Annotated in this window: 26 protein-coding genes; 11 read left to right on the top strand and 15 right to left on the bottom strand. The window is 66.9% G+C overall.

All coding sequences use genetic code 11. The features are described from left to right. Positions 1 to 39: 39 nt before the first annotated feature. Positions 40 to 1,092, top strand: a complete 1,053-nt coding sequence (locus tag LVJ94_16680; protein WXB08863.1) for an RluA family pseudouridine synthase — start codon at positions 40 to 42, stop codon at positions 1,090 to 1,092. 14 nt (positions 1,093 to 1,106) lie between these two features. Here LVJ94_16680 and LVJ94_16675 read toward each other — a convergent pair whose 3' ends face one another. The 3 genes from LVJ94_16675 to queG form a co-directional block, all read right to left on the bottom strand. After that, complete coding sequence (locus tag LVJ94_16675) at positions 1,107 to 3,278, bottom strand: S46 family peptidase (protein WXB08862.1); 2,172 nt, start codon at positions 3,276 to 3,278, stop codon at positions 1,107 to 1,109. A 34-nt stretch (positions 3,279 to 3,312) separates the two neighbouring features. Continuing rightward, positions 3,313 to 5,061, bottom strand: a complete 1,749-nt coding sequence (locus LVJ94_16670) for a hypothetical protein (GenBank protein WXB08861.1) — start codon at positions 5,059 to 5,061, stop codon at positions 3,313 to 3,315. Positions 5,062 to 5,177: 116 nt separating this feature from the next. Continuing rightward, positions 5,178 to 6,293, bottom strand: coding sequence for a tRNA epoxyqueuosine(34) reductase QueG (gene queG, locus LVJ94_16665; GenBank protein ID WXB08860.1), 1,116 nt, complete (start codon positions 6,291 to 6,293; stop codon positions 5,178 to 5,180). Positions 6,294 to 6,307: 14 nt separating this feature from the next. Here queG and LVJ94_16660 point away from each other — a divergent pair, with 14 nt between their 5' ends. Together LVJ94_16660 and LVJ94_16655 are read left to right on the top strand one after the other, a co-directional pair. Next, on the top strand, positions 6,308 to 6,982 hold the full coding sequence (locus LVJ94_16660; GenBank protein ID WXB08859.1) for a methyltransferase: 675 nt from the start codon (positions 6,308 to 6,310) through the stop codon (positions 6,980 to 6,982). 23 nt (positions 6,983 to 7,005) lie between these two features. Beyond that, positions 7,006 to 7,812 carry an isocitrate lyase/phosphoenolpyruvate mutase family protein gene (locus LVJ94_16655; GenBank protein WXB08858.1) on the top strand — a complete coding sequence of 269 codons (807 nt, stop codon included), beginning with the start codon at positions 7,006 to 7,008 and terminating at the stop codon, positions 7,810 to 7,812. Here LVJ94_16655 and LVJ94_16650 read toward each other — a convergent pair. The 6 genes from LVJ94_16650 to LVJ94_16625 all read right to left on the bottom strand — a co-directional run bounded on the left by LVJ94_16650 (position 7,809) and on the right by LVJ94_16625 (position 10,905). Then, positions 7,809 to 8,363: an RNA methyltransferase gene (locus LVJ94_16650; protein WXB08857.1), complete on the bottom strand. Its 555-nt coding sequence runs from the start codon at positions 8,361 to 8,363 to the stop codon at positions 7,809 to 7,811. The two genes, LVJ94_16655 and LVJ94_16650, sit on opposite strands and share 4 nt — an antisense overlap. 3 nt (positions 8,364 to 8,366) lie before the next feature. Further along, a complete protein-coding gene (gene trmD, locus LVJ94_16645) occupies positions 8,367 to 9,098 on the bottom strand; it encodes a tRNA (guanosine(37)-N1)-methyltransferase TrmD (protein ID WXB08856.1) in 732 nt (243 codons plus the stop codon). Between the two features lies 1 nt (position 9,099). Beyond that, positions 9,100 to 9,639 (bottom strand): ribosome maturation factor RimM, encoded by a 540-nt coding sequence (rimM, locus tag LVJ94_16640; GenBank protein ID WXB08855.1) that lies wholly within the window; start codon positions 9,637 to 9,639, stop codon positions 9,100 to 9,102. 17 nt (positions 9,640 to 9,656) lie between these two features. Beyond that, positions 9,657 to 9,893: a KH domain-containing protein gene (locus LVJ94_16635; protein ID WXB08854.1), complete on the bottom strand. Its 237-nt coding sequence runs from the start codon at positions 9,891 to 9,893 to the stop codon at positions 9,657 to 9,659. A 97-nt stretch (positions 9,894 to 9,990) separates the two neighbouring features. Continuing rightward, entirely contained in the window at positions 9,991 to 10,254 is a 264-nt protein-coding gene (rpsP, locus tag LVJ94_16630) for a 30S ribosomal protein S16 (protein ID WXB08853.1), read from the bottom strand. A gap of 204 nt (positions 10,255 to 10,458) precedes the next feature. Continuing rightward, complete coding sequence (locus LVJ94_16625) at positions 10,459 to 10,905, bottom strand: SCP2 sterol-binding domain-containing protein (GenBank protein ID WXB08852.1); 447 nt, start codon at positions 10,903 to 10,905, stop codon at positions 10,459 to 10,461. A gap of 75 nt (positions 10,906 to 10,980) precedes the next feature. Here LVJ94_16625 and LVJ94_16620 point away from each other — a divergent pair, with 75 nt between their 5' ends. The 7 genes from LVJ94_16620 (at position 10,981) to LVJ94_16590 (ending at position 17,093) form a co-directional block, all read left to right on the top strand. Further along, positions 10,981 to 11,664: an RNA polymerase sigma factor gene (locus tag LVJ94_16620; protein WXB08851.1), complete on the top strand. Its 684-nt coding sequence runs from the start codon at positions 10,981 to 10,983 to the stop codon at positions 11,662 to 11,664. Further along, positions 11,661 to 12,146, top strand: a complete 486-nt coding sequence (locus tag LVJ94_16615) for a hypothetical protein (protein ID WXB08850.1) — start codon at positions 11,661 to 11,663, stop codon at positions 12,144 to 12,146. Before LVJ94_16620 ends, LVJ94_16615 begins: the two co-directional genes overlap by 4 nt. Continuing rightward, a complete protein-coding gene (locus LVJ94_16610) occupies positions 12,143 to 12,685 on the top strand; it encodes a hypothetical protein (GenBank protein ID WXB08849.1) in 543 nt (180 codons plus the stop codon). The genes LVJ94_16615 and LVJ94_16610 overlap by 4 nt, the downstream gene beginning before the upstream one ends. Then, positions 12,682 to 13,620 (top strand): lysophospholipid acyltransferase family protein, encoded by a 939-nt coding sequence (locus LVJ94_16605; protein WXB08848.1) that lies wholly within the window; start codon positions 12,682 to 12,684, stop codon positions 13,618 to 13,620. The genes LVJ94_16610 and LVJ94_16605 overlap by 4 nt, the downstream gene beginning before the upstream one ends. A gap of 30 nt (positions 13,621 to 13,650) precedes the next feature. Further along, positions 13,651 to 14,253, top strand: a complete 603-nt coding sequence (locus LVJ94_16600) for a hypothetical protein (GenBank protein WXB08847.1) — start codon at positions 13,651 to 13,653, stop codon at positions 14,251 to 14,253. Between the two features lie 191 nt (positions 14,254 to 14,444). Continuing rightward, complete coding sequence (locus LVJ94_16595; protein ID WXB08846.1) at positions 14,445 to 15,470, top strand: hypothetical protein; 1,026 nt, start codon at positions 14,445 to 14,447, stop codon at positions 15,468 to 15,470. 150 nt (positions 15,471 to 15,620) lie between these two features. Further along, a complete protein-coding gene (locus tag LVJ94_16590) occupies positions 15,621 to 17,093 on the top strand; it encodes a TolC family protein (protein WXB08845.1) in 1,473 nt (490 codons plus the stop codon). Between the two features lie 10 nt (positions 17,094 to 17,103). Here LVJ94_16590 and LVJ94_16585 read toward each other — a convergent pair whose 3' ends face one another. Genes LVJ94_16585 through mutY form a run of 3 tightly spaced genes read right to left on the bottom strand, consistent with a single transcriptional unit; the run spans position 17,104 to position 21,296 of the window. Next, positions 17,104 to 18,573 (bottom strand): TolC family protein, encoded by a 1,470-nt coding sequence (locus tag LVJ94_16585; protein WXB08844.1) that lies wholly within the window; start codon positions 18,571 to 18,573, stop codon positions 17,104 to 17,106. Positions 18,574 to 18,630: 57 nt separating this feature from the next. Next, complete coding sequence (locus LVJ94_16580; protein WXB08843.1) at positions 18,631 to 20,115, bottom strand: sigma-54 dependent transcriptional regulator; 1,485 nt, start codon at positions 20,113 to 20,115, stop codon at positions 18,631 to 18,633. Then, positions 20,112 to 21,296 carry an A/G-specific adenine glycosylase gene (mutY, locus tag LVJ94_16575; protein ID WXB08842.1) on the bottom strand — a complete coding sequence of 395 codons (1,185 nt, stop codon included), beginning with the start codon at positions 21,294 to 21,296 and terminating at the stop codon, positions 20,112 to 20,114. Before mutY ends, LVJ94_16580 begins: the two co-directional genes overlap by 4 nt. Here mutY and LVJ94_16570 point away from each other — a divergent pair. Beyond that, positions 21,279 to 21,494 (top strand): hypothetical protein, encoded by a 216-nt coding sequence (locus LVJ94_16570; protein WXB08841.1) that lies wholly within the window; start codon positions 21,279 to 21,281, stop codon positions 21,492 to 21,494. The two genes, mutY and LVJ94_16570, sit on opposite strands and share 18 nt — an antisense overlap. A gap of 79 nt (positions 21,495 to 21,573) precedes the next feature. On the opposite strand, the gene LVJ94_16565 is transcribed toward LVJ94_16570, so the two are convergent. The 3 genes from LVJ94_16565 to LVJ94_16555 all read right to left on the bottom strand — a co-directional run bounded on the left by LVJ94_16565 (position 21,574) and on the right by LVJ94_16555 (position 26,094). Beyond that, on the bottom strand, positions 21,574 to 23,592 hold the full coding sequence (locus LVJ94_16565; protein ID WXB08840.1) for a hypothetical protein: 2,019 nt from the start codon (positions 23,590 to 23,592) through the stop codon (positions 21,574 to 21,576). Between the two features lie 133 nt (positions 23,593 to 23,725). Continuing rightward, complete coding sequence (locus LVJ94_16560; protein WXB08839.1) at positions 23,726 to 25,108, bottom strand: 2-oxo acid dehydrogenase subunit E2; 1,383 nt, start codon at positions 25,106 to 25,108, stop codon at positions 23,726 to 23,728. An 11-nt stretch (positions 25,109 to 25,119) separates the two neighbouring features. Beyond that, positions 25,120 to 26,094, bottom strand: a complete 975-nt coding sequence (locus tag LVJ94_16555) for an alpha-ketoacid dehydrogenase subunit beta (GenBank protein ID WXB08838.1) — start codon at positions 26,092 to 26,094, stop codon at positions 25,120 to 25,122. Positions 26,095 to 26,103 lie beyond the last annotated feature (9 nt).

Genomic DNA, 26,103 nt, shown 5'->3' with positions numbered 1-26,103 from the left:
CTACCACGACCTCTGTGGTAGAGATCACTCGATTCAAGCTTGACCCGCCTCCAGAACGCCGCCGATTTCTATTCGCGCCCCGAAGGGGTGCCTGAAGGCTCCGTGGTGAGCGCCTTCCGCGTTCCCCCGGAGGCCGCCGGCGCGCGGTTGGACCTGTTCGTCCAGAGCCAGCTCCGGCGCACCAGCCGCACGCGCACCCAGCAGATCATCAAGCTGTCGGCCTACGACGAGACCGGCCGCCGCCTCTGGCCCAACGACCGCGTGCGTGCGCACCAGACGATCCTTCTCTGGCGCCCTCCGTGGGACGAGGCCGAGGTCCCCGTCGATCTTCCGATTCTCTACGAAGACGACCACCTGCTCGCCATCGACAAGCCGCCGATGCTGCCGGTGCATCCGACGGCGCGCTACTACAAGAACACGCTCATCAAGCTTCTGCAGTCGGCGCGGCCCAAGGAGTTCGTCACGCTCGCGCACCGGCTCGACCGCGAAACCAGCGGCATCATCCTGGTGGCCAAGACGCGCGAATGCGATCGCGCGGTCAAGCGGCTCTTCGAGGAGCGGGACGAGGTCGACAAATCGTACCTCGCCATCACGTGGGGTGTCCCCTCCCCGGACGCGCCGGCAGGAGCGACCCCGCAAGCGGTGCCTGGGGCCTTCCGCTGCGAGCTCCCGCTCGAGCTGGACCTGGAGAACCGCTACAAGGTGAAGATGCGCATTGGCCGCACGGACGACGCGCAATCGGCCGCCACCGGCTTCGAGGTCCTCGGCGTGCGCGAACGCGCCCGTCGCACCTACGCCCTGGTTCGCTGCGATCTGGAAACGGGGCGCCAGCACCAGATCCGCGTTCACTTGCAGAGCTACGGCACGCCCATCGTCGGCGACAAACTGTACGGCCCCGACGAGTCGTACTTCGCGCTCGCCGCCGATGGAGAGCTCACCGACGAGCACCGCGTGCAGCTCGAACTGCCGCGCCATGCTTTGCACGCCGCGCGCATTGCCCTGCCGCATCCCATCACCGGAGCGGACCTGGCCATCGAGTCCCCACTTCCCGCCGATTTGGCGGAGTTTTGGGAATCGCTGGCCAGGGCCTGAGGGCTGCGCGCAGACTACTGCTTGATCTCGGCCAAAATGCGGCTCGCGCCGTAAACCTTGTCGAGCCCTTCCAAGAGCGCCGCGCTGTGCAACGACACGGAGCGGTTGTTCTTGGGATCGTAGCCGTAGGAGCCGCCCAGGGAGTGGATGTTCCCGTCGAAGACGATCCCCACGATCTCGCCTTCCTTGTCGATCACCGGCGAGCCCGAATTGCCGCCGATGATGTCGTGCGTCGAGCTGAAGTTGAACGGCGTGGACGCATTGAGCTTGCCCTTCGCATCCAGCCAGCGCTTCGGCAGGGCGAAAGGTTCCTTGCCCGTGTGCCGCTCGTACATGCCGCCGAAGTTCGTGATGGGATTGACCGGCTTTCCGCGCTCGTCCCAGCCTTTGACCTCGCCGAAGGCCACGCGCAACGTCGCCGTGGCATCCGGGTACGTGGTCTGGCCGTACGCCGCGAAGTGCGCACGTCCGACGAGCTCCCCGTTCTTCTTCACCACGCCCTCGACCTTCTCCTCGTAGATCTTACGCACCGCGCGCGCATCCGCGTCGGTCCGCCGCACGTACTGGATCAGCGGATCGGTCGACTTCTCGATGGCGGCCTTTCCACCTTCGAGCAGCGCCTTGCGCACCTTCACGTCCTTGAGCTTGGTGCCCCGCACGAGCGCCGCGGCCAACTGCTCCGGCGCATCTTTGCCCAGCGCGTGCTGCACCGCCGGATCGTCGGGCCCGAGCGCGCCACGCATCCAGAGGAGCTTCTGCTCGATGAGCCGCGCCTCGAGCTCGTCGTAGATCGGCGCCGTCGAGAACAGCTCCTCCTTCAGGGCCGGAAGCTTTGCCTCCGAGTACTCGCGCAGCCGCTCGGCATTGGGCTTCGACGTCTCCTCGGCCGCGCGCACCAAGTGGCGCGCCAGCTGCAGCAAGGTCGAGTGGTTCGGCGTCGCCTCGAGCATTTTGTAGGCGACGAAGATGTTGCGCAGCTCGACCTGGGAGCGCGCAATCGCCTCCCACGGATCGCCGACGGTCTTCTGCAGATCCGGGTGCGAGGCCACGTAATTGCGAAGCGCCTGCTCGTCCTTCACCTTCTTGGCGAAGAACTCCTTGTCGGACAAAGCCTGGAACTTGCCGGCGTACACCTTGATGGCGTTCTCGATGTCGAAGAGCAAAATCTCGGCGATGCGCTTCGCCTCCGCGTTCTTCTTGCCGTACTCGAGGAGCATGGCACGAACCTCTGCGGCCTGACGCTGGGACTCCGGAAGCTCGACGTCCCGCGCGAACTCGAGCCGCGAGACCGTGAACAGGCGCTGCGTCGTGTAGGGATGCCCGGTGATGAAAATGGGCTCGCCCTGCTTCGGCCCCGTGGCCGAAAAGCGGAAACGTTCGTCGGTCTTCACCGGCTTGTTGCCGTCGTAGAGCCGCACGAACGAAACGTCGAAGTCGTAGCGCGGGAAGTTGAAGTTGTCCGGATCGCCGCCGAAAAAGGCCGCCGCGCGCTCGGGCGCGAGCACCAGGCGCACGTCGGTGAAGCGCCGGTACTTGTACAGCTGGTACTGCCCGCCGTTGTACAGGGTGATGACGTCGCAGCGCACGCCCTCGCCGGTGGTGCACTCCTTCTCGATGGCCCCCATCGCGGCGCGCTGCTTGGCGACGAACTCGGACTCGGCGGCGCCTTTGGTGGCGGCTTCGATGCGCGAGGTCACGTCGGTCACCGAGGCGAGCTGATCGATCTCGTAGTCGGGGCACTTCAGCTCCTCGCCTTCGGTCTTCGCGTAGAAGCCCTGCGCCAGGTAGTCGCGGCCCTTCTTGGAGAGCTGGCCGACGCAGTCGGCGACACAGTGGTGGTTGGTCATCACCAGGCCGCTCGACGAGACGATGCTGCCCGAGCACCCGAGGGCGATTTTCACCGCACGCGGGCGGATGCGATCGAGCCACTCCTTCGTGGGTCCCCAGCCGTGAAGCTTGGCCACACGCTCCGTGGGGAAACGATCGAGCGTCCACATGCCCTCGTCGCTCTCGGCGAGCTGCAGTTGGGCTTCCTCTTTCTTGGGAGCACTCGGTGCAGGAGCCGGGGCCGATGCGGCGGTGGCCGTGGCGGGCGGAGGTTCGGGGGGCACGTTCGCCGCCTCGCCACCGCATGCGGCGGCGACGATGGCGGTCACGAAGAGAGATGTACGGCGGGGAAAGCGCATGGCGCCTTCTAACACGGCCGCTGACGCGGAAATCCTACTTCGAAGTGGGAGTCCCCATGACGACGCGCGTCACGCGGCCGCCCGCCCGCGCCTCATCGCACGTGGCGAACGAGAAGCGGACATTTCCGTCGGAAACGGCGCATTCATCCTTGCCGAACAGCGCCGCCACCGGGAAGGGCGACTTCGGTCCAAGCTTCGCGGTGATATCGGCCAGCGAACTTCCCACGCCAAGCCCCTGGCGCGTGGTGACGCGCGGCGACTCGATGACGATGAGTTTCACCTTGGCGCCCGCGCGCGCGGCGACGACGGCCGCCTTCGAGATGGCCGGCGGCGCCGGCCCCGGACCGAACTTGCGATCCCACTCGGCGTACGGACCGTCCGCCACGATGGCCCACACCTCGGGCGCCACCGTGGCCCCGCCCCCCGTGGCCGCAAGGCGGAAGCCTTCCGCCGGCTGGGCGTCGAAGTAATAGCGCGCCACGTAGCGACGCTCCAAATCGGGCAGCGCGAGCACCGTCGCTGGAAGCGGCTGATCCAGCTCGATGTTGGCCACCCCGTTCTTGGCCAGGATGGCGCGGCCATCGAAGCCGCCGCTGGCCTCGTCCATGGTGCCCAACTCCCAGAGGGCCCCCGCCTTGCGCGTCTGGGCGTCGCAGCCTTCGGTGACGACCGCGCCGGCGGACAATGTGCGGACGCAGAGCACGGGCGAGGCATCGGTGCGCTCGCTCACGTATTTGACGTGCACCGCAAACCGGCCCGCCGGCTCCTTGTGGAGGCGCATCACGGTGGATGCCGCGTGGGTCTGCACCTCGCACCAACCCGGGCGATCCACCCCGCCGGTCACCACGGAACAATCATGGCGGGCCGGAGGCGCGCCCGGGACGTCGGTGGCGTGAAGTTCCACTTTGGGGAACTTGGAGGCGTCGCTGGACAGCTCGAAATTCGACCAAGCCATCTCGACGAAGGTGCCCTCGCCGACCGCGGCATCGACCACGGTCTGCGCGATGCCCCGCTTGCTGTCCTCGTCGGTCACCTCGACGCGCACGCGGTAGCGCCCGAAGACGTCCGTCGGAAAGCGCACCGAGGCGCCGCCATCCTGGAACTGCAGCTTCGTCACCGAGCCTTTGGGCGCCTCGGTGAGCAGCCAGGTGCGATCCACCACGAGCCGCCCGCCGGCTTGAATCGACGCCTTGCACTCGACGACGTCCCCCACCTTCGCCGCAAAGTTGCCACCGACCCACTTGGGGTCCGAATTGAGGTGGCAGGCCACGGTCGCGCCCACCGACGCCCCGCAGGCCGCCCCGCGCACCGAGTCCACGTGCACGTGCACCGTTTTTTTCGCCTTGGGCAACGTGATGAGCTCATAGGCCTTCCCCCCGGTGTGCGGCTTGCAGCCATCGCCCGGGAAGGTCTCGCGCATGTACACGTGGAAGGCGGAGCCGTTGTCGATAACCTGCGTCGTCTCGAGCTGCGAGGCATCCGGCTCGGCGACGTACGACGCCAGGACCACGACCTTTTTGAAGTCGACGGAGCGCGACTGGGCGTGCTGCGGATGGTCCGCGAAGAAGAGATCCCAGTCTTCCTGGTTGCTGAGCAGCGCAAAATCCGACTTCGGATGCCCCGCCTGATCGGGCCGGGTAATGTTTCCGAAGGTGACCGGCTGCCCCATCTCGGGCTGCGATGCTTGCCCAATTCGTGCAGTGTGTACGAAAAGTGCCGGTCCGGGTGCACACGAAAGCACCAGTGCGCAGGCAACGAAGGCCGTCGTTCTACCCACCGACATGGTGATCCTCATCATAGTCCTTATGGCCGGTCGCCGAGATTTGAGGGTTTAGGGGTGAGGGTTTAGGGGTGAGGGTTAGATGATCCTACCGCCTCTTCTTATCTGATCCCTAAACCCTAAACCCTAACCCCTTCTATCCGCCGAACGGCCCAACCTGCGCTGTCGCGCACCATGGCGGAGGGGTGGGCCGTCGCCACACGCCGCAACACCGGCAGCGCCTCGGCATCCTCGCGGTTGCCGAGCACCAAGGCGGCATTGCGGGCGAGTCCCTCGACGGTCGCTCGCCGCACCGGGCTTCCGGCAAGGCGCGCCCAGACGGCCTGCGTGGCCTCGTCCTCCTCGGAGCGAAGCTCGAGAAGCGTCGTCAAATCGAGGGTGCTCCACGCCTCCAGCGGCTCGAACGGCCCATTCGCCGGGGCGCGCTGCTTGTTCGAGGCATTGAAGGGGCACACCGTCTGGCAGTCGTCGCAGCCGAAGAGGTGCTCCCCGATGGGGGCACGAAACGCCTCGTCGATGCCCGAACGGTGCTCGATGGTCAGGTACGCGATGCACCGGCGCGCATCGAGCACGAAGGGGCGCACGAACGCCTGCGTCGGGCAGACGTCGAGGCACCGCGTGCAGCTTCCGCAGCGCTCCGCCATGGGCACCCCCGGGGTGAGGGGCAAGGTGGTGAGCACTTCGCCGAGCAGCACCATGGATCCCTGGCCGGGCACGATGAGCAGCCCATTTTTGCCGATGAAGCCGAGCCCCGCGCGGGCCGCCCAGGCACGCTCCAAGATGGGCGCGTCGTCGCAGAGCGGCCGCGCGAACACCGGCGCCTCCTCCGTGCCGAGCCGCCGGACGAAGGCGGCCAGCTTGCGAAGTTTCCGCCGCAGGTGATTGTGGTAGTCGCTCCCGCGCGCATACCGCGCCACGGTGCGGGCGAGCGGCGCATCGCGCTCCTCGTCCTCGCGCGAACGCTGGTAGCGGCGTGCCAGGCAGATGACGCTGCGGGCCCCCGCGAGCATGCCCTCGCCCGTCGCGCTGGCCCGAACCTCGGCGTTTTCGGCGAGCCAGGACATCTCGCCGTGCATGCCCTGGTCGATGAATTCGCGGTAGCGCGCGTAGTCGGCCTCCAGAGGGAGGTCCGCGCGCGCAAAGCCGACCGCGTCGAAGCCCATCTCGCGCGCCCGCGCCACGATGGCCTCCTCGGGCCGAGTGGCTTGCGTCTTGGGCGGCTGCAGATGCACCATGCGGAAGAGATAGCGTGAAACTCGAGGGTTTGCTCGTTCACCAACCGGCGCGCGGGGCTGGATACCGGGCCAATGTCGATGCTTTTCACCTGGCGCGCTTCGCAGCCGCGCCCACGGAGGGCCGTACGAACACCCGCGCGGTCGCGTTCGATCTGGGCGCAGGTGCCGGTGCGGTGGGGCTTTCGCTCCTGGCACTCCATGCCGTGCACCGCGTGGTCTTCGTGGAGATCGACCGCGAGGCCGCCGCCCATGCCGAGCGCAACGTGGCGGAGCACGGATGGACCGCCCGCGCGGACGTACTTCGCGCCGACGTCGCGGACGCGGCGGAGGAGCATGCCGGGAGGGCGCACCTGGTGGTGGCCAACCCGCCCTACGTCGAAGTCGGACGAGGTCGCGCACCGGCCGAGGCACGGCGGGCGCGGGCGCGCATGGGATCGCTCGAGGCGTTCGTCGTGGCCGCCCGCAAGCTGGCCGGGCGCAGGGCACGCGTCTGCTTCGTGTACCCGGCACGTGAGCTCGCAACGTTGTTCGAGACGTTGCGCGGATCGGGCCTGGAGCCGAAGCGCCTGCGCACGGTGCACGCCAAGGGCAACGCACCCGCGCGCATCGTGCTGGTGGAAGCGCAGCCAGCAAAAGCCGGCGGCCTCGTCATCGAACCGCCGCTGGTGGAACTCGCCCCCACGCGGTAGCCGCGATAGTGTGCCGCTCCACCATGAACAATGCGGCCACGTTTCGTTCGTTGCATGCCCCCGGTGAAATGCTCGTGCTTCCCAATGCATGGGACTGCGCCAGCGCTGCCCTGTTCGAAGCAAGCGGCGCACGCGCCACAGCCACCACCAGCTCCGCGATGGCCTGGTCCCTCGGCTACCCCGACGGCGAGCACGTGCCCGTCGCGCTGCTCGCCGATGTCGTGCGGCGCATGGTCCGCACCGTGTCGATCCCCGTGTCCGTGGACCTCGAGCGCGGCTTCGGCGCCACACCGCGCGACGTCGCCGAAAGCGTCACGCGGATCCTCGACGCGGGCGCGGTCGGATTCAACTTGGAAGACGGCAGCGGGGACCCCAAGGCCTTCGCCGAACGCCTTCACGCGGCACGAGAGGCCGCGCAGCGCGCGGGGGTCGACGCCTTCATCAACGCGCGCACGGACGTCGTTCTCCATGGCAAGCTTCCGCCCGAGAAGCACGTGGAGGAGTGCCTCGCACGGGCCGAGGTCTACGCCGCCGCGGGCGCCGACGGCTTTTTCGTACCCCGATTGAGCACGCCCCCGCACATCGAGGCCGTCGCCAAGGGCACCTCCTTGCCGCTCAACGTGCTGTCCGGCCCCGGCTTGGCCAACGTCGCCACCCTGCGCCAGCTCGGCGTGCGAAGGCTGAGCATCGGAGGCAACCTCGCCGAAGTCGCCTACGAGGCCGCACGCCGCGCCTGTACGGAGCTCGTCCAGTCGGGCACGTACTCGTCGTTCTTCCCGGCCGAAATCACCTACCCCAAGATGAACGCGTTCTTCGCCGGCAAGAACTAGCCGCGAAGGCGATCCAGCGTGATCGCGCACGCCGCGCGCACGCTGAGGTGGTTGTACGTCGAGTCGACGCTTCCTCGAATGGGCTCCAAGGTCGCGTCGGCCGATTCCACGACCGATCCCGCGAGCCCCCATCCCGTTCCAAAGAGCACCACCACCGGGCGTCCCTCGCCTTCGAGGGCCGCCCGCGCATCCTTCATCGACATGGGCGGCGCGACCTTGCGCGCCGCCGTGATCCACACCTCGACCGCGTCGCGGCCGCCGAAGCGCGCGTAGACGTCTTCCAGCGAGGGCACCACACGCACCAATTCGAGTGCCACCTTGCGGTCCGGAATGCGCTTTCCGCTCGAGCCGTTCGTCCAATGGTCGCAGATGCGCTCCACCAGATCGCGTTGTGCCGTGATGGGGTGCACGATGAAGTAATCGCTGCAGCCGTAGGTCCGCGCGCTCCGCGACAGATCGTGCACGTCGAGGTTCGTCACCGCCGTGGTGACCGTTTGCCCTTCTCGATCGAGCACGGGGTGGTGCACCAGCGCAATGGCCAGCCTTCGCATCGTCTACTTCGCCTTTCCGCCGCCCGGCGGGAGGCTCTTCACGTACCGCTCGTACAACTCGGGGCGGCGCTCGCGCGTGCGCGCGATGGCCTGCTCACGGCGCCACGCCGCAATCTGCGCGTGATGCCCGCCCGAAAGCACCGCGGGCACGCCCACCCCGCGAAACTCCGCCGGGCGCGTGTACTGCGGGTACTCGAGCAGCCCTTCGTTTTCCGGGCTGTGCGACTCTTCGCGCACGGAGTCCTCGTTGCCCAGCACCCCGGGCAAAAGGCGCACGCAGGACTCGATGATGGCCATCGCAGCCACCTCGCCGCCGGTCATCACGAAGTCGCCCAGCGAAATCTCTTCGTCGACGTACCCGCGCACGCGCTCGTCGAACCCTTCGTAGCGGCCGCACACGAGCATCACCGCCGGACGCGCCGCCAGTGCGCGCACCCGCGCTTGATCGAGCGGCGCCCCCTGCGGCGTAAGCAGCACGCGGTGGGCCTTCGCCCCATCGGGCGCGTCCGCATCCAGCGAATCGAAGCATGCGGTGAGCACGTCCACGCGCATCACCATGCCGCTTCCGCCCCCGTAGGGCGTATCGTCCACGCTCTTGTGTTTCCCCAGCCCGAACTCGCGCGGGGAGCGAAAGCGCACGCTCATCTGCCCCGACTCGATGCCGCGCGCGACGAAGGTCGTCGCGAGGAAGCTTTCGAAAGCCTCGGGGAACAGCGTCACGACATCGACGCGCATCTCACCGCTCCAAATCGTCGAGCGTGTGCAACGTCACCACGCCGGCATCCACGTCGACGCCCGCGACGTACCCTTCGACGAGCGGGATCTCCCAGTCTTTGCCGCCGTCGGCCGCATGCACGACCAACACGTCCACGCTCGGATACGACGTGAGGCTGCGCACCGACCCGATCTCACGGACGCCGTCGCCTTCGCGCACCACGACCTTCGCCCCCTCGATGTCGCACGCGTAGAACGCGCCCTCCTCGGCCGGGGGAAACTGAGAACGCCGCAGCCCGATGATCGCCCCGCGCAACTCCTCCGCGCGGTCGCGATCGTCCACCGAGTGAAGCTTGAGCAAGATGGCCGCGTCGGCGCGTCGCGCCTTGTCCACGGACACCTCATGCTCGGCGCCGTCCTTTTCGCGGACGAACACCTCTGCCTGGTCGAGCAGCAGATCACTCTCGGCGTTGAACACCTTGAGGCGCAGCTCTCCGCGTACGCCGTGCGGCCGCATGACTTCCGCCAGCGGCACGAATCGGTCGTCCTTGGCCTTGGACATAGGTGGCTTGTGCGCCCTTAGTCGACGATGTCGAGGTGGGCGCGGCGACCGAGCTTCGTCGACACAGCAGCCAGGATGGTGCGCATCGACTGAGCGGTGCGCCCCTCCTTCCCTATCACCTTGCCAACGTCTTCTTTCGCGACGCGCAGCTCGATGAGGCTGTTGTGTTCGCTAGCGATTTCCGTCACCACAACTTGGTCCGGATGGTCGACCAGCTCCATGGCGATGGTGCGGATCAGCTCTTTCAACGGCATGCGCTAACTGCCGGCACGACGCCGGCGCTCCAATGAAACGTGCAGAAGGCGAGGAAAACAGAACGGGAGCGGGGAAAGCAAAAGAGCAAAAGAGGAACTACTTCGCGTCGCTCGCCGCGGAGACCTTCTTGAGGCGCTTGAGAAGGCGCGTGACCGTTTCCGAGGGCTGTGCGCCACGGCCGGTCCAGAAGTCGAGACGATCCTGCTTCACGGAGAGAAGGGCTTCCTTCTTCGTGGGATCGAAGGTGCCGATGTTCTCCAGAAAGCGACCCCCACGGGGGCTGCGGTGATCGGTCACCACCAAGCGGTAAAAGGGACGCTTCTTTGCACCGGCGCGAGCCAGACGAATGTGAACGGCCATGAGGCTTTTATCCTGGAACTAGAGGGAGACGAGCAGCTCCGAAATTGCTCTTGGTCTCGCGATTAAGCCTAGCATCGGCTTTTTCCGGTGCCATGCGAGAACGGGGAACAAGAAACGGAGCCAGTGGGGGGCGCACGGTATTTCACCGTACGTGCCAGGTCAAGGGATGCTTATGCAAAAAGTGTCGAAAGCGTGAGCGGGCGTTCAGCCGTTGACCGACATTACCCGAGTTAGCCTCATCAGCATGGGAAAGTGAAAGGCCATCCCATAAATGTGGACCCGGCCGGCACGCAGGTCCGAAACCACCGAGCGCATCACCTCGACCTCGTTCTTGTCCCGGGGATTCGGAATGGGAAGACCGAGCGGGCGGGTCAGCGGTAGGTTCGACAGCGCCAGGATGGTGTCCGAGCCCCCGCGAATGGTCACGTCCGGGATGCCCACGATGCCGTCGTGGATGGTGAGCTTGCCCTTGGCGAAGCGCATGGTGAGCGCCACCTCCGCGTCCTCCGCCACGATGGAGAAGGAGCCGGCGAGGGCCGCAAAGTCACGCTTTTTGTGCGGTTTTGCCTCGAGGTTCTGCCGGACGAGATCCGCCAGCATCACCGCCAAGCCGTTGTCCTCCGCACCGTGGGCCAAGGAGACGTCGTTCACGGCCCTCGTCTTATCATCTCGCACGGGCGCCTGTAAGCTTCGCCGCGCAAATCGCGTTGCTCATGCGTGACGAGCGTGACCGCCGCAGCGACGGCCCAGATCTTCTTGCCAGCGTTGAACGTCCGCACGGCTATGCTCGCCGGCGTGCGCGTGCGGCCCGAGGAAAACGAGCTCGAGCTCGAACGGCAGCTCGTCGTGCGCGCCCAGGCCAAGGACCGCGAAGCATTGGGCCAGTTGCTCGGACGTTACGGGCCGGCGTTGTACCGGAGCGTGCTTCTGCCGCGGCTCGGATCGGAGGCCGCGGCCAAGGATGCGCTGGGTGAGACCTACGCCAAGGTCGTGGAAAGGATCGACCGCTTCACCTGGCAAAATGTCGGATTTTACCCGTGGCTGCGCACGTTGGCGCTTCACGTGGCCATCGACCAGCTGCGCGCGCGCAAGCGCATGGTGCTCTGGGACGCCGACGACGTCGAGCGCACGCTCGATGCGAAGAGCGAGAGCGACGGCAGCGCGCTCGACCAGTCGCTGAGCGAGCAGCAGGATCGCGCGGTTGCGCGCGCCAAGGTGGCGCGTGCCCTGGAGGCGATCCATCCGCGTTATGCGCGGGCCATCCAGCTCCGTATCCTGGAGGAGAGGCCGCGCGAGGAGGTGGCCGCGATGTTCGAGGTCACGCCCGCCACGTTCGACGTGCTTCTGCACAGGGCCATCGCTGCGCTGAAGAAGTCGCTGGGAGATGCTAAGGAACCCGAGGAGCCATGACGACGCCCCGCAAACCGCCGATCATGGACGACCCCGATGCACCGCCGTCGGAGGAGGAGCTGCGCGCCGCCGAGGCACTGCGTGTCGCCCTGGAAGATCCCGCGCTCGCGCACGACGATGCCGAGTTCGCGCGCGCGCTGGCCCTCGCGCATGCCCCCCGCGAGCTCGCACCCGACGAACACCAGGCCCTGCTCGAGCGAGCCCTCGCGCCGGCGGGTCCCCGAAAGCGCGGCGGCATTGTCGTGCGCGTGGCCTTCGGCGCCGCGGCGACGGCCGTCTCGCTGGCGGCCGCGTTCACGCTTCTCGTGCGAGCCCCCGAGCTGGGCGAGCCTGTCGCTCTCACCCGCCCGCACTCGACCCAATCGCTCTTCCGCGAACCTTTCTCCCCCCAGGGTGGTACGAGCGCCCGCATCGATCGCATCGCCACGGCCCGCGCCTCGGATTTGCGGGACAACCAATTCGCGCGCTGGGGGGTGCGATGAGCCGCCTGCGCACGCTCCTCGGGTGGATCGCGTTGGTGCTTCTGATGCTCGCTGCGGGCTGCTCGAAGAAGGACGACGCCGGCCCGGCCGTCGATCCGCCGCTGCTCGCCTTCTTGTCCCAAGCGCGTGCCCTCCACCACGAGGCCAATGTGCACGAGGCCGCGGGCGAGCCTGCGCGGGCTGTCGCGGCCCTCGAACGGCTGGTCTCCGGCCCGAAGCCGCACCCCGAGAGGACCGTCCCCGAGGTCGAGGAAGTGCTCTCCGACACGTACGCCCGCCTCGGCGAGCTGCGTTTGCAGTCGGGGAGCCTCGACGCCGCGGCCGCGGCCATCCAAGAGGGGCTGTCCCACGCCAAGGAGCCCACGTACTTCCGCGGACACCTGTTCGAGGTCTCCGGCATCATCGAGGAGGCACGTGCCACCTCGCTCGCCGATGCGGGTCGCGCCGACGACGCCAAACGCGCCCGCGAGCGTGCCCTCACGTTGCTTCACGAGGCCGTGGAGATCCAAAACAAGGTGATCACGGACAAGGCCCCGTGACGGCCGCGGACGTTCGGGCGGGCGGACGCTGGGGGTATGCGCAGGCGACGAAGAACGCGCTCCTCTATGGGCTCGTGCGCGCAGCGCTGGCTGTCGCGGCGTGCGTGCCACCGTCGCTGCTGCACCGGCTAGGGCGCGGGCTGGGTGCCCTTGCGCACGCGATTTTGCCCGATACGCGGCGCTTGGCGCTGGCCAACGTGCGCCGAGCGCTGCCGCAATGGGACGAGGCGCGGCGGCGCGGGCTGGTTCGGGCCGCGTATGGAAACCTCGGGGGCCATTTGGGCGATGCGGTCGCATCGTTGCGCGGCAAGACCGCCACCGTGCTCCCCTTCCCCGAGGCCGAACGCCAGGTGCTCGCCGAGGCGCTCCGCGAAGGCCGCGGCGTCCTCTTCGTCTCCGCGCACCTCGGCCCATGGGAGCGGGTCGCGCAGACCCTCGTGGCCTCGGGCTTTCCCCTCACCACCGTCGCCCGCGAGAGCTACGACCCACGGCTGACCGCGCTCTACGATCGACTGCGCGGCTCGAAAGGCGTCGCGTCCATCTACCGCGGCGCGCCCGGGGCGCCGGTGCGCATGCTGCGAACGCTGCGTTCGGGCGGGCTGCTCGGCATGCCCATGGATCTTCGTTCCCGCGTCCCCAGCATCGACGTGCCCTTCCTTGGCACACCTGCTGCCACACCCGTGGGTCCGGCCCGCATGGCCTGCCGCACGGGCGCGGTGATCGTGGTGGGCACGGCCGCACCGTTCACGGGGGCCGCATCGGACCCGTCGAATGCCTCGGGCGGCCTGCAGTTGACGGTCACACGACTGACCATCGATGACCCTGCATCCGAGGCCGCGGTCACTGCACGTATCAACGACGAGCTTTCCCAGCGCATCTTGGCGATGCCCGAACAATGGGTGTGGATGCACCCGCGTTGGTCCGAGGATGAATAGGTCTTCGCGATCGCCTAGACTCTAGGCATCGTGAGCGAGAATGACGAACAAGACGCCCAAGAGCCGAAGGACTCGGGCCGCGTACGCCCGTTGGCCCTGAGCGAGCGTCCCACCCCCAGCAGCGCCAGCGTTCTTTCGCTCGCCAACGCCCACGTGCCCGACGTCGCCGCCGTGAGCACGCCCGCCCCGCAGGCCCCGCCGCCGGTGCGCCCTCGGAGTGTGCCCCCTCCCGCTCGGCAAGATGCCCCCGCCCCCCGGCCCGCCGATACCGTCGCGGAGATGCGCGATCGTTTTTCGCTCGGCGACTACACCGGCGCACTGGCCGCGGCCGAGTCTCTCCTCTCCGAGTTTCCGGATCATGTCGAGGCCAAACGTTGCGCCGACAATTGCCGCTCGGTCCTCGAACAAATGTATGCAGCTCGCATCGGGCCGCTCGATAGGGTCCCGCACGTGGCCGTTCCGCGCGAAAAGCTTCAATGGTTATCGATCGATCATCGCGCCGGTTTCGTCCTGTCGCATGTCGACGGAGTGTCCAGCGTGCAAATGATCATGGCAGCCTGCGGCATGCCCGCACTCGACGTCTTGCGCATCGTGCACGAACTCGTTCATAGTCGCGTCATCGCGTTTCGTTGATCGCGTACGCGCGGCCCGAGACGCTCGCGACCCGCTAGATCATGGCGAGCCATCGTGCAAGGTCAATTGTGATTCTCATCTTCAGCCCCTCGAAATCCGACTCTCCGTCGTTGCACGGCCTCACCGTGGCAGCTACACCCTAAAACCGTATGGACGCGCACGAAAACGAAGCCAAACGTCTGAGGCAAGACGTGGAATGGGCTCTCCAGAGCGCGCTCGACCCGGGGGAAGTACTTCCGCTTCTTCATCGGCTCACGCGTACGGCGGCGCCGGCAAGTGAGGAAAGCGTCTATGCGCATCGGCAACTTGCCGAGCTCCTCGTAGAGCGGCATCCCTGGCGGGCTGCGCTCCACGCGCGCAAGGTCCTGCTCTGGGTGAAGGACGACGATCGCGCTTGGGCCGTGTTGGGCCTTTGCCAGACGTTGCTGGGGAACTACAAGTATGCCGCTTCATCGTATTTCCGAGCCCTGTGCGCCTCGCCGAAGAACCCCTGGTACGCGCACAACCTGGGTCACCTGGTCGACGTAGCCCTCGGCCGAGCGGATGACGCGGTCGTTTGGTTGCAAACCGCCTACGAAGGCGCGATGGGGAACCGCGAGATCGCAGCGTCCTTCGCCCATGCCCTGGCGCGCGCAGGCAAGCTCGATGAAGCCAAGCGCGTGCTCTCCCGGGCCATGAAGCGCGGCGTGTCGCGCGAGGAAGCGGCTCTCTGGCGATGGCTCGAGGCAGGCGCCCCGCCGGACGGTGACGAGTCGCAGGGCATGTCGTCGTCATCGTCATCCCGCGCATTGCGACATCCGATTGCCGTCGCCCACGCGACGCCGGCCCGGCCTCCCGCTTTGCTCGAATCGGTCGATCGGGCGCCCAACACGCGCCGCAAGAAGGCGCGCAAGAGCGCCGAGGAGACTGCTGCGGAGCTCGACTCCGCCCTCGTCCGCGGCCTTTCGAACCTCCCGCTCGATCCACGCCAGCGCGCCCGCGCCCTCGTCGTCGCGCGCGAGCCTTTGGTGCGCAAAATGGCGGAGGACGGCCATAACGTGCAAGGCCTGGCCGCTGCGCTCGCATACACCATCGTGTACCTGGATCACGTGCCGCTTACGCAGGCCGAGGTCGCGGCGTCGTTTCGTGTCAGCGCCGCCAGCTTGCGCGGTCGATTCAGCGCCCTCCGCACCGCCCTGCACCTTGCGCCGGGCAATGCGCATTATCAGCGTCATTAGGCGTCGAATAGGCGCTGCGAAACAACTCCACTAACGCAACCACGTTAGAGCGTAGTCGATGAAATAGGGCCGGTTTTTCCGGTTTCAAGGCCGTATTTTCTTCACAAAGGTTTAGGTGCGTGCGGCAAAGCTTCGGCTACAGTGCGCCGCATGCGACCGTCCGTCGGCACCACGCTCAGTCTTATCGTTATCGCGGCAACGTTTTCGCAATCCGTCTTTGCGCAGGCTCCGTCGCGGCGCCCGAAGAATCCCCCGCTCCCCACGCAGCCTGCGGGGCCGAGCTCCATGGCGCCGATCAATCAGCCCGTGGATATCCCGCCGCCGCCCACGGTCAACGATCCGATGCTCGCCCCCGTGCCGACCGCGAAGAACAACGTCGGAAGCTGGGAGCAAGCACTGGAAATGGTGCGCGCCCGCTCCACGGATTTGAGAAGTGCGTACGCCCAGGTGAAGGCCGCGGAGGCACAATCGCGCGTCTCTCTCTCGGGTGCGTTGCCCACGCTCACCGGCCAGGGGGCCGTGACGTACAATTTTCTGACGAAGGACGTCCCGACGGTCACCGGCATCAACCCGGCCACCGGCCAGCTCACCACGTCGAACTTCACCAGCCCGACGCAGGGTCCGTTCCTCACCGGCAGCCTCACCGCCGCCGTGCCCCTCATCGCTCCCCGCACGTGGTACAGCGTCGGCACCGCGCACCGTGCGGAGGACGTCGCGCGATTGTCGGTCGAGGACATCAAGCGCCAGATTGCCCTCAATGTGGCGTCGACGCTCATCGCGGTGGTGACGCAGGAGCGCGTGGCGGAGATCAACCGAATCGGCTTCCGCAGCGCGCTGGAGCGCCTCGAGCTCACGCAGCGCAAGAAGGCGCTCGGTGCGGCGACGGGGCTGGACGTGGTGCGCGCGCAGCAGGACGTGGAAGTGTCCCGCGCCACCTTGGTCACCGGCGATGAAGACCTGCGCAAGTCGCGTGAGTCGCTCGGCCTCGCGCTGGGTGTCGCCGAGCCCGTGGGTGTGCAGCAGTCGATCAGCCTCAATGGCATCGAAAAGAGCGCCCAGCAGGCGTGCCACCCGGCCAACGGCATCGAGGAACGCGCCGACATCGCCGCCGCCCGCGCCCGCGTCATCCAAACGGAACGCGGCATCACGGACGCAAACTGGGGCTACTCGCCGACGCTCACGGCACAATCCACCCTGGCGGCGACCAGCGTCGACACGAACCAGCAAAATCCGACCTGGAACATCCAAGCGGTCCTCACCGTGCCCTTTTACGACGGCGGCACACGCGATGGTCAGCGCCGTCTGGCCTACGCGCAAACCGACCAAGCGGAGCAATCGCTCATCAACGCACGGCGCAACGCGGAGATCGAGGTCGTCCAGGCCCGCCGTGCCGTGACCGTCGCCAACGATTCGCGCAAGGTCGCCGCCGACGCCCGCCAATTGGCCGCCGAGAACGATCGCCTGACGCGTGCACAATACATCGAAGGGGAAGGCACCAGCCTCGAGCTCGTCGTCGCCGCCTCGGCCCTCCGCAACGCCGACGTCACCTTGGCGCTGCGCGACTTCGATCTCGTGCGAGCCCGCGTCGTTTCGCTGCTCGCCCTGGCGAACTGCCCGTTCTAAGGAATCGACGTTACTTCTGGGGCGCCGCGGCGTCCCAGCCGGAGACCCGAGCGAGCTCCGAAAGCGCAATGTAGTACTCGACCAGCGCCTGAATGTGATTCAGGCGCGAATCGACGTAGCTGCGCAGCGGCTCCATGATGGCGCCCTCGTCCTTGGTGCCCAGATCGATGGCATCTTGGATGGTGGCAATCCAGCCTTTGGCTTTCTTCTCGGCACGCGCCCACATTTCTTCGCGCTTGCGCGTCTCCAGCATGGCCGCATACGCGCTTTCCACCTCGACCCCGACGTTGCCGACGGTCAGGCGCTCCCAGGCGCGTGCCTCCTCGAGCTGCGATTCCGCGCCGTTCACACGCGCTTGGCCGGGCATGATGTCGAGGTTCCAGCGCGCGGTCAGCGACCCGTTGTACGTGAATCGATTGAAGTAATCGACGACCCACGCATTGTTCTGCGTAACCACCATCGGCGCGGTGGAGTACGACGCGCGCAAGTCGATGCCGATATCCGGGAAAAGGCGCGCACGCATCAATTCCAGATTGGCATTGCGCTGGGCGATGCCCGCCCGCGCCGAGCCCACTTCCGCGCGGAACAGACGGGCGGCGGATAGGTAGCTCACCACCGGTGCCACGTTCACCTCGGGGCGCGCGAGCGGTTCGTCGGGGACATCGAAGTTCACTTGCACGCCGGTCATGAACCGCAAGGCGGCCATGCCGTTCGTTTCGAGCATGTCCGGCGTTCCGCCGCGGGCGAGCAGCTGATCGCGGTACACCTCGAGGCGAATGCGGTCCGTCTCGTCGACGCCGGCCTCGCCCCGATCCAGCTTGCCCTGAACGCCCTCGATGGCCTTTTCGAGCCTGCTCTTGACCTCGTTCAGGAGATAGCGCCCATCGCGGGCGCCCATGATCACGTAGAAGGCCTTTCGAACGTCCCGCCGCACCTCTTGGCGAAACCGCTCGAGATCCCACTCGCCGACGCGCACCTGCGCCTCACCGGCACGGCGCGCCCAATCGATTTTGCCGAAGTGAAAGAGCGGGACGTAGCCGTTGATGGAAAATTGGAGAAACGGATTGAGCCCGTCGGTGAACTTCGTGCTCAAAAGGTTCGCCGGGGCGGCCGTGTAGAACGGCGTGCCCGTGATCTTGGGGATGACGCCCAAGGTGGCGCTGGTGCTCCACTGAAAGAACGGCGCCCAGCGCGCTTCGTCGAGCTGCGCGTGGTACGTCGCAAGCCTCGCGCGCCCGACCCACAGGTTCGGGTGGTTGCGTTCGGAGAGCGAGAGGCACTCGGCGAGCGTGTACGCCTTGCGCTTGGTGAGGACCAAGGGGTCCTTGGCGGGCGCGGCCTCTATCTTCTCGTCGTCCTTCTTTTCTTGCTTCTTCTTGTCGTCGTCGTCCTCGAGATCGAACGGGCCCGCATACGCGGAACGCGCCTGCGCCGTCGCACAAAGAAGGACTGAAAGAAAAAGATACCGGATACGACCCATCCGACTCGCGGGCGGACAGTAGTACGCCGCGGCCGACCTGCCTACCCGTTTGAAGAGCTATTCCGCCGTCTTGCGGCGTTTCACGATGCGACGGAAGTTCGAGCGATCGAGACCCGCATGGCGGGCCGCCGCCGAAAGATTGCCCCCGGATCGACTCAGCACCTCGCGCACGTACCCATCGTCGAACGCCTTCATGGCCCGCCGTTTGGCCTCCGCATACGGCAAGGCAAACAGATCGAACCGCACGTGCGGCGCCTGCGGCTCCATCGAACCTGCGAGCGCCGCAAGCCCTGGGAGCCCCGCGCGCGGCACCTCCGCGACATCCGTGTCACGCCCATCCCGCGAGCTCGACGGAGCCTGCTGCGCCATTTGCGGAAGATCGCCGAGCTCGATGCGCTCGCCCGTGGCGAGCACGAACGCGTGCTCCACAGCGTGTTCCAGCTCGCGCACGTTGCCGGGCCACGCGTACGCCCGGAGCGCCTCCATCGCCTCCGCGCTGACCCGCTTCGGCGCACGTCCCATGCGCCGGGCCAGCTTTTGGAGCACGTGGTGCGTGAGGAGGACGATGTCGTCGTCCCGCTCACGCAGCGGCGGCACGTGGATCGGGATGACGTTGAGCCGGTAGTACAGATCGCGCCGGAAGGTGCCGTCGGCGATGCGCTGCTGCAGGTCGACGTTGGTCGCGGCCAGCACGCGCACGTCGACGAAACGCGTCTCGTCCGAGCCCACGCGCTTGATCTCTCCGTCTTGCAGCGCGCGCAGCAACTTCACCTGCGCGGCCAGCGGAAGGTCGCCCACCTCGTCGAGGAACAGGGTGCCCGAATTGCCCGCTTCGAAGAGCCCGGTGCGCGCACTCTGCGCGCCCGTGAACGCCCCGCGCACGTGGCCGAAGAGCTCACTTTCGACGAGCTCCTTGGGGATCGCCGCGCAATTCACGGGCACGAAGGGACGATCCGCGCGCGCCGAGTGCTGGTGAATCGCACGCGCCACGAGCTCCTTGCCCGTGCCGCTCTCCCCGAGAATGAGCACCGTCGACGTCGCGCTCGCCACGCCTTCGATGAGCCGATACACCGCCTGCATCTTGCCCGACGTGCCGACCAATTCGCCGAAGCGCTCGTGCGCCACGAGCCGCTCTTCGAGCCGCGCCGCGCGCTCGACGAGGCGCTTGTGATCGGCCGCCTTGCTGACCGCGAGGGCCACCGCGTCGTTCGAGGCGAACGGCTTCGTGAGAAAGTCGTACGCGCCGGACTTCACCGCGGCCACCGCCGAGTCCACGTCGGCGTGCGCCGTCATCATCACGACCTCGACGCGCGGGTGGGTGCGCTTCGTGTGCTCGAGCACTTCGAAGCCGCCCATCTTCGGCATCATCAGATCGCAGAGAATCACTTCGGGCTCGTTTTGCTCGAGGAGCTCGATGGCACGGTCGCCGTCTTCGGCCATTTCCACGGAGAAGCCGCGCGCGGCAAGAATGCGCGCCAAGCTTCGACGTAGCCCTGCCTCGTCATCCACGATGAGCACACGCACCATCGCATCATCCGTCACTTGGTCGCCTCCCCCTCCGATCTCCCCATGTTCACCTCGATTCCACCGGCACGCAGCACTTTTCGCGCGAGCGTGCTCATTCCGCGCCTCATCGCGGAGGTGCGTGGGACGACCTCGATGGCGTCGTACTCGCCGTGCCCATTTTCGTCCTGGGCGGCATGCTGCTCCAACGTTGCGTGCGCGCTACGGAGCTCTGCACGGTAGACCTCGACGGTCATTTTTCGGTGCGACAGCACGTGCGTGATTTCGCCGGTGCGCACGGGCACTTTGGCCTTCACACCGGCCAGCGCGAGAAGACGTGCTGCGTCCGGATTCGACGCAGCGTTGCCGGCATCGAGTGTGGGCGGTTCCCAGAGGCCGCCAAAGAGGAGGTCACGCTTGCGCCGCGCGAGGAGCACGCCATCGGTCCCGAGCGTGGCCACCAGCGCTGCACGCTTCCACGGACGCGGTTTGGCCTTTGGGGCCATGTTCGGAAGGCGCTCTGGTTCGCCACTCGAAAAGGCCACGCACATGCCGCGTACGGGGCACGGTCCACATCGCGGCGACGTCGGCGAACACACGGTTGCGCCGAGCTCCATGAGCGCTTGATTGAAATCGCCTGCGCGCGTTTCCGGCAGGATCGATTCGGCGATCTGCCAGATGCGTGCGCGTCCAGGTCCACCGCGCACGTCTTCCTCGACACCGAAGATGCGCGACAGCACACGTGCCACGTTGCCATCGACGAGTGGCGCTCGCTCGTCGAAGGCGATGCTGGCCACCGCGCCCGCCGTGTACGGGCCGATGCCCGTGATGCTGCGCAGGTTCTCCACGCCGCGGGGAAGCGCCCCACCGAAGTCGCGCACGATCTGCTGTGCGCCCGCGTGAAGCATGCGCGCGCGCCGGTAGTAACCGAGGCCACTCCAATCGCCGAGCACGCGCTCGAGCGGTGCCTCGGCCAGCGCGAACACCGTCGGATACGTCTCCATGAAGCGCTGGTAATAGGGACGCACCGTATCGACGCGCGTCTGCTGCAGCATCACTTCGCTCAGCCAGATGGCGTACGGATCTTTCGTTCCACGCCACGGAAGATCGCGCTTCTCCACGTCGTACCAGCGGAGCAGCGCGCGCTGCAGTTTGGCGGGCGGTGGTTGCGCGGCGGTGGTTCCATGCGCATCTTTCGTTACGTGAGCTCGAATCGTCATCTCAATCCCGGTCTCGCCGCCGTTCTTTCGTTCTTCTTCCCCGGCGTCGGCCAGATCTACAACGGCAAGTTCCTCCGCGGGATCTTTTGGCTCATCATCACGCCCGGCGCATGGTTCGCTTCATGGGGCACACTCGGGTGGATCTGCCACCTCATCGCCGCGTACACGGCGTACTCCTACGCGAAAGAGCACGGGTAATTCTCGGCTCCCCCCGTGCCCATGCCCGTCCTCCGAGCGGGCACGTCGCAACGGGCACGGGCAGGGGCACGTTTACGGGTTAGCGGGTTTTTGGCGCCGCCGAAAACACATACTCCAGGGCATAGGCACCCTGGTTCCCGCGCCCCTGGCCGTCGATCACCGCAAAATAGGTGCCCGCGTCCAGCGTCGTGTCGATGTGCGCCCGGTTGGAGCTTGCGTCCGCGTTGCACGCCACCTCGGGTGCGCCGCCCGTGCCATCGAGGCACGATCGACGCAGCGCCAGGACCGGGCTGAAGCCCGTGCCCGTCACATTGAGACGGACGCGACCGCGGCTGGGCACCACGATGCGGTACACCGCATCCGGGGAGGCCTGGCCGTCGTAGCTTCCGGCACACGAGGCCACGAATTTGTCGCTGCCGCCCGCCGTGGTGCCCTTCGCCGTCTGCCCATTGGCGAGAAGCTTTGGCGCGCGGCACGCGTTCTCCTGGCCCGCCACCTCGCGCATGCGGAAGGCAAAGGAGAATCGCCCGAGGCCGAAGGTCGGATCGCCGTCGACGATGAGGTAGTACACGCCCGGCTCGACGGTCCGGTCGATCGAGGCGCTGCAGGCGAACTCGGTGCTCACATCGGCGCAACTCTTCCGAAGCGCGAGCACGTGGCTCCCCTCTTGATGATCGAGCTGCGCGACGATGCGCGATCGCTTGGCCACCTCGAGCCGGTACACGACGTCGGGTGTGCCGGTGCCTCCGCAGCGCACGGAGAGATCGTCGCGCGCGAGGAAGGTGTCCCCGGCGGCGCTCGCATCGAGGTTGCCGAGCGGCGAGGCGTCCGCGCAAGTGTCCCCGGGCGTGCCGGCCTGTCCATTCTCCGGGCCGACCTCGGCGAAGAGTGAATAGCTGCCGTCGGCCTCGCGATCCGTTGCGTCGGCGACGACCGTGTAGCTCCCCGGCTCGAGCATGCCCGCGAAGGTGGCCTCGCCATCGTGAAAGCCGGCGTCGGCGCAGGCGATCTCGCTCTTCGCATCGGTGCAGCGCCGGCGAACGTAGAGCACCGTCGAGAAATCGCTGGAGCGCTCCACGATGCGCACACGCGAACGCCGCGCGAGGTCGAATCGGTACGGGGTGTCGGGACCTTTCGCGGTGTCGCCGCATCCGCTCGAGCGCACGTGATCGTAGAGCCCTCGGGTGGAGCCCGACGTGACGAGCCCCGTCGAGAGAACGCGCGCGCTCTGGCAGACCTCTTCGAGCGTGGGCACGTCGTTCATGACCACGTTCAATTTGAAGGTACCCGACTCGCTGGAATACCCGTCGACGAAGAGGAAATAGACGCCCGGCTCGAGCTCTTCGTCGAGGTGCGAGTCGTGCTCGTGGGGCGCGTCGTCGTTGCAGGCGATCTCGGTGTCCGGATCCGTGCAGTCGTCCTTGCGCAGGTAGATGACGCTGTCGAAGTGTGGGTTCACGTCGATGGTGACGCGTTTGCGCGCGGTCAGCTCGAAGCGGTACACGACTTCGCGCGAGGTCGAGCTGCTGCACGAGCCTTCGTGTTCGCTCTCACCGCGCGAGGTGGAGCCCGTGAAGCTTCCCGGCGAGAGCGCGATGGGCGAATCACACGTGCCGGTGCCCGAAAGCGTGGCAAGCGCGGAGGACGCGCCGCCGGTGCGGGGCCCGGCGCTCGGGCCGCCGGTCCACGAGGCGGTCATGAATTCGCCGGCGCCCGAGGCCATCTTCACGTGCAGGGTGTACGTGCCCGGTGCATCGACGCACGCGCGCAGCACGGCCTGTGGATCCTTGGTGGCATCCCGGGCGACGACCGCGCCGCCGGCATCGAGCAAGGTCGCATCGAGATCGCGCACCCCCTGCCCGCCGAAGAGGGCAATGGTGGTGCAATCGGCGGTGAGCTCCACGGGGAAGCGCATCTCGCGTCCCTCGGCGAGGGAGCCGCGCTGCAGCGGGCCCACCTGCGCCAGCCCCATTGCCGCAAAGGCGTTGTGCAGGGCCACGTAACGCGGTTCCAGCTCCGCCCCCCGCGTCGTCGCGCACGCCGCAATGGCCAACGCCACGGCGAAGAGGCACAAGACGTGAAGTGAGGCGCGTCGCATGGACCGAGCGCCTCACATCGTAGTACCTGAAGGGGTTGGGGGTTAGGGGTTAGGGGTTAGGGGAAAAAAACCTCGGGATTTCCGAGGTCGGTCTTTCTCCCTAAACCCTAACCCCTCCCCCCTAAACCCTCATCTAAGCCATTTCCAGGAACAGCCGGTCGGGATTCTCCAAAAATCCGATGACGTCGTAGGCGAACGCGGCACCCACGTGCCCGTCGACGATGCGATGGTCGAAGGACAGGGAGAGGAGCATCACCTCGCCAATGACGATTTGGCCGTCGCGAACGACCGGCTTCTGCTTGATCTGGTGCACCCCGAGGATGCCCACCTCGGGGAAGTTGATGATCGGCGTGGCGAAAAGGCCGCCCTGGGCGCCCAGCGACGTGATGGTGAAGGTGGAACCGCTCAGATCTTCCACCTTGGATTTGCCTTCCTTCGCCTCGTTCGCGAGCCGATCGATGTCGCGCGCGATCTCGAGGATGCTCTTTCGGTCGGCGTTCTTGACGACGGGGACGATGAGGCCCGCGTCGGTCGAGGCGGCGATGCCGATATGGAAGTACTTACGGTAGACGAGCTCGTTGGTGCTCTCGTCGAGGGCCGAATTGAGAATGGGGTGCTTGCGCAGCGACGCAATGACCGCCTTCACGATGAACGGGAGGAAGCTCAGTTTGACGCCCTGGGCATCGGCCTGCGGCTTGAGGCGCGCACGCAGCGCCTTGAGGGCGGAGACGTCGCACTCCTCGACGAAGGTGAAGTGCGCTGCGGTGTTCTTGGACTGCGACATCTTGGTCGCGATGCGGCGGCGCATGCCGGCAAAGGGCACGCGCTCTTCGAGGGCGCCCGACGATCCCGCGGGCGGCGAGATCTTCACCGGCTCGCGTGCCGGCGCGTGCGCCGGCTGCGGAGCCGGGGCCGGAGCAGGCGCGTCGTGCGCTTGCGCAGGTTTGGCCACGGCCACCGTGGGTCCTTGTTGCGCGAAGGATTGTACGTCCTCGCGGGTGACGCGGCCTTGCGGACCGGTCGGCGGCACGCGCTTCAAATCGATGCCGAGCTCCCGCGCCGTCTTGCGCGTGGCCGGGGTGGCGAGCGGCTTCTCGTTGAAGTAGGCCGACTCGAGGCCTGCTCCCCCTGCAGCTGCCGCGGGAGGGGCCTTTGGTGCCATCCCCGGGAGCGTCTCCCGAATGTCCCCCACCGCGGTGGCGGCCGGGCCATCCGTCGCATTCGCGTGGCCATTGCCGGAGCCGTTCGCTGCATGCGCGGTGGCAGGCGGGGCGCCGCCCACATCGAACACCACCAAGGTCGAGTGCACGGCGACGATGTCGCCCACCTTTCCACGCAGCTCGAGCACCGTCCCCGCGCGGGGCACGGCGATGGTGACCGTCGCCTTGTCGGTCATGACTTCGACCATGGGCTGGTCTTCCTTCACCGTTTCACCCGGTGAAATGAGCCAATTGACGATTTCGCCCTCGGTCACGCCTTCCCCGATGTCGGGCAGCTTGAATTCCCAGCGAGCCATGAATCTCTCCGTTAAAATCGGGCCGTTTCCAGAACGGCCGGCAAAATCCGGTGGGCCAAAGGCAAATACTCGTTTTCGAGCGTATAGGGAAACGGCGTATCGAATCCCGTGACGCGAACGGGCGGCGCCTCGAGGTGAAGGAAGGCTTTCTCGTTGACGAGCGCGACGAGTTCCGCGCCGAAGCCGCACGTCTTGGGCGCCTCGTGCACGATGATCACGCGCCCGGTTTTCTGGACGCTGGCAACGATGGCGTCGATGTCGACGGGCCAGAGCGTGCGCAAATCGAGAATCTCGCACGAGACTCCCTGCTTTTCGGCTTCGTCGGCGGCCGCGATCGCCTCGTATACCATCGCGCCCCACGCGATGACCGTCACGTGCTTGCCCTCGCGCACGGTGCGCGCCTTGCCAATTTCGACGAGGTGCTCGCCCTCGGGAACGTCGCCCTTGGCCGCGCGGTAGATGCGCTTCGGTTCGAAGAAGAGAACCGGATCCGGATCGCGGATGCTGGCCAAGAGGAGCCCTTTGGCATCCTCGGGGGTCGAGGGGCAAACGACTTTGAGGCCGGCCACGTGGATGAACAGCGCCTCGGGCGACTGGGAGTGGTAGAGACCGCCGCGGATGCCTCCGCCGACGGGGGTGCGGATCACGACCTTGGCCGCGTACTCGCCGCCGGAGCGAAAGCGCATCTTCGCGAGCTCGCTGACGATTTGGTCGTACGCGGGAAAGATGAAGTCCGAAAATTGAATCTCGGGAACCGGCACCAAGCCGTAGAGGGCCATGCCGATGGCGCAACCGATGATGCCGCCCTCGGAGAGGGGGGTGTCGATGACCCGGTCATCGCCGAACTCATCGTACAGACCCGCCGTCACACGAAAGACACCGCCGACCTTGCCGACGTCTTCGCCCAGGACGACCACCCGAGGATCGCGTCGCATCTCGTGACGCAGTCCGTCGTTGATGGCTTGCACCATGTTCTGAGTCGCCATGGTGCAGTC

Source organism: Sorangiineae bacterium MSr11367 (assembly GCA_037157805.1).
GTDB lineage: Bacteria > Myxococcota_A > Polyangia > Polyangiales > Polyangiaceae > Pendulispora > Pendulispora rubella.
Note: the sequence above shows the minus strand (reverse complement) of the source record. Positions and strands in the feature narration are given on the sequence as shown.

Coding starts and splice junctions, on each gene's coding strand:
- LVJ94_16635 (WXB08854.1), bottom strand. CDS start 9,893: ATGCCGTTGAAAGAGCTGATCCGCACCATCGCCATGGAGCTGGTCGAC.
- LVJ94_16560 (WXB08839.1), bottom strand. CDS start 25,108: ATGGCTCGCTGGGAATTCAAGCTGCCCGACATCGGGGAAGGCGTGACC.
- LVJ94_16585 (WXB08844.1), bottom strand. CDS start 18,573: ATGGGTCGTATCCGGTATCTTTTTCTTTCAGTCCTTCTTTGTGCGACG.
- LVJ94_16655 (WXB08858.1), top strand. CDS start 7,006: ATGAACAATGCGGCCACGTTTCGTTCGTTGCATGCCCCCGGTGAAATG.
- LVJ94_16615 (WXB08850.1), top strand. CDS start 11,661: ATGACGACGCCCCGCAAACCGCCGATCATGGACGACCCCGATGCACCG.
- queG (WXB08860.1), bottom strand. CDS start 6,293: ATGGTGCATCTGCAGCCGCCCAAGACGCAAGCCACTCGGCCCGAGGAG.
- LVJ94_16650 (WXB08857.1), bottom strand. CDS start 8,363: ATGCGAAGGCTGGCCATTGCGCTGGTGCACCACCCCGTGCTCGATCGA.
- LVJ94_16565 (WXB08840.1), bottom strand. CDS start 23,592: ATGCGACGCGCCTCACTTCACGTCTTGTGCCTCTTCGCCGTGGCGTTG.
- LVJ94_16555 (WXB08838.1), bottom strand. CDS start 26,094: ATGGCGACTCAGAACATGGTGCAAGCCATCAACGACGGACTGCGTCAC.
- trmD (WXB08856.1), bottom strand. CDS start 9,098: ATGCGCGTCGATGTCGTGACGCTGTTCCCCGAGGCTTTCGAAAGCTTC.
- LVJ94_16610 (WXB08849.1), top strand. CDS start 12,143: ATGAGCCGCCTGCGCACGCTCCTCGGGTGGATCGCGTTGGTGCTTCTG.
- LVJ94_16675 (WXB08862.1), bottom strand. CDS start 3,278: ATGCGCTTTCCCCGCCGTACATCTCTCTTCGTGACCGCCATCGTCGCC.
- LVJ94_16670 (WXB08861.1), bottom strand. CDS start 5,061: ATGTCGGTGGGTAGAACGACGGCCTTCGTTGCCTGCGCACTGGTGCTT.
- LVJ94_16590 (WXB08845.1), top strand. CDS start 15,621: ATGCGACCGTCCGTCGGCACCACGCTCAGTCTTATCGTTATCGCGGCA.
- rimM (WXB08855.1), bottom strand. CDS start 9,639: ATGTCCAAGGCCAAGGACGACCGATTCGTGCCGCTGGCGGAAGTCATG.
- rpsP (WXB08853.1), bottom strand. CDS start 10,254: ATGGCCGTTCACATTCGTCTGGCTCGCGCCGGTGCAAAGAAGCGTCCC.
- mutY (WXB08842.1), bottom strand. CDS start 21,296: ATGACGATTCGAGCTCACGTAACGAAAGATGCGCATGGAACCACCGCC.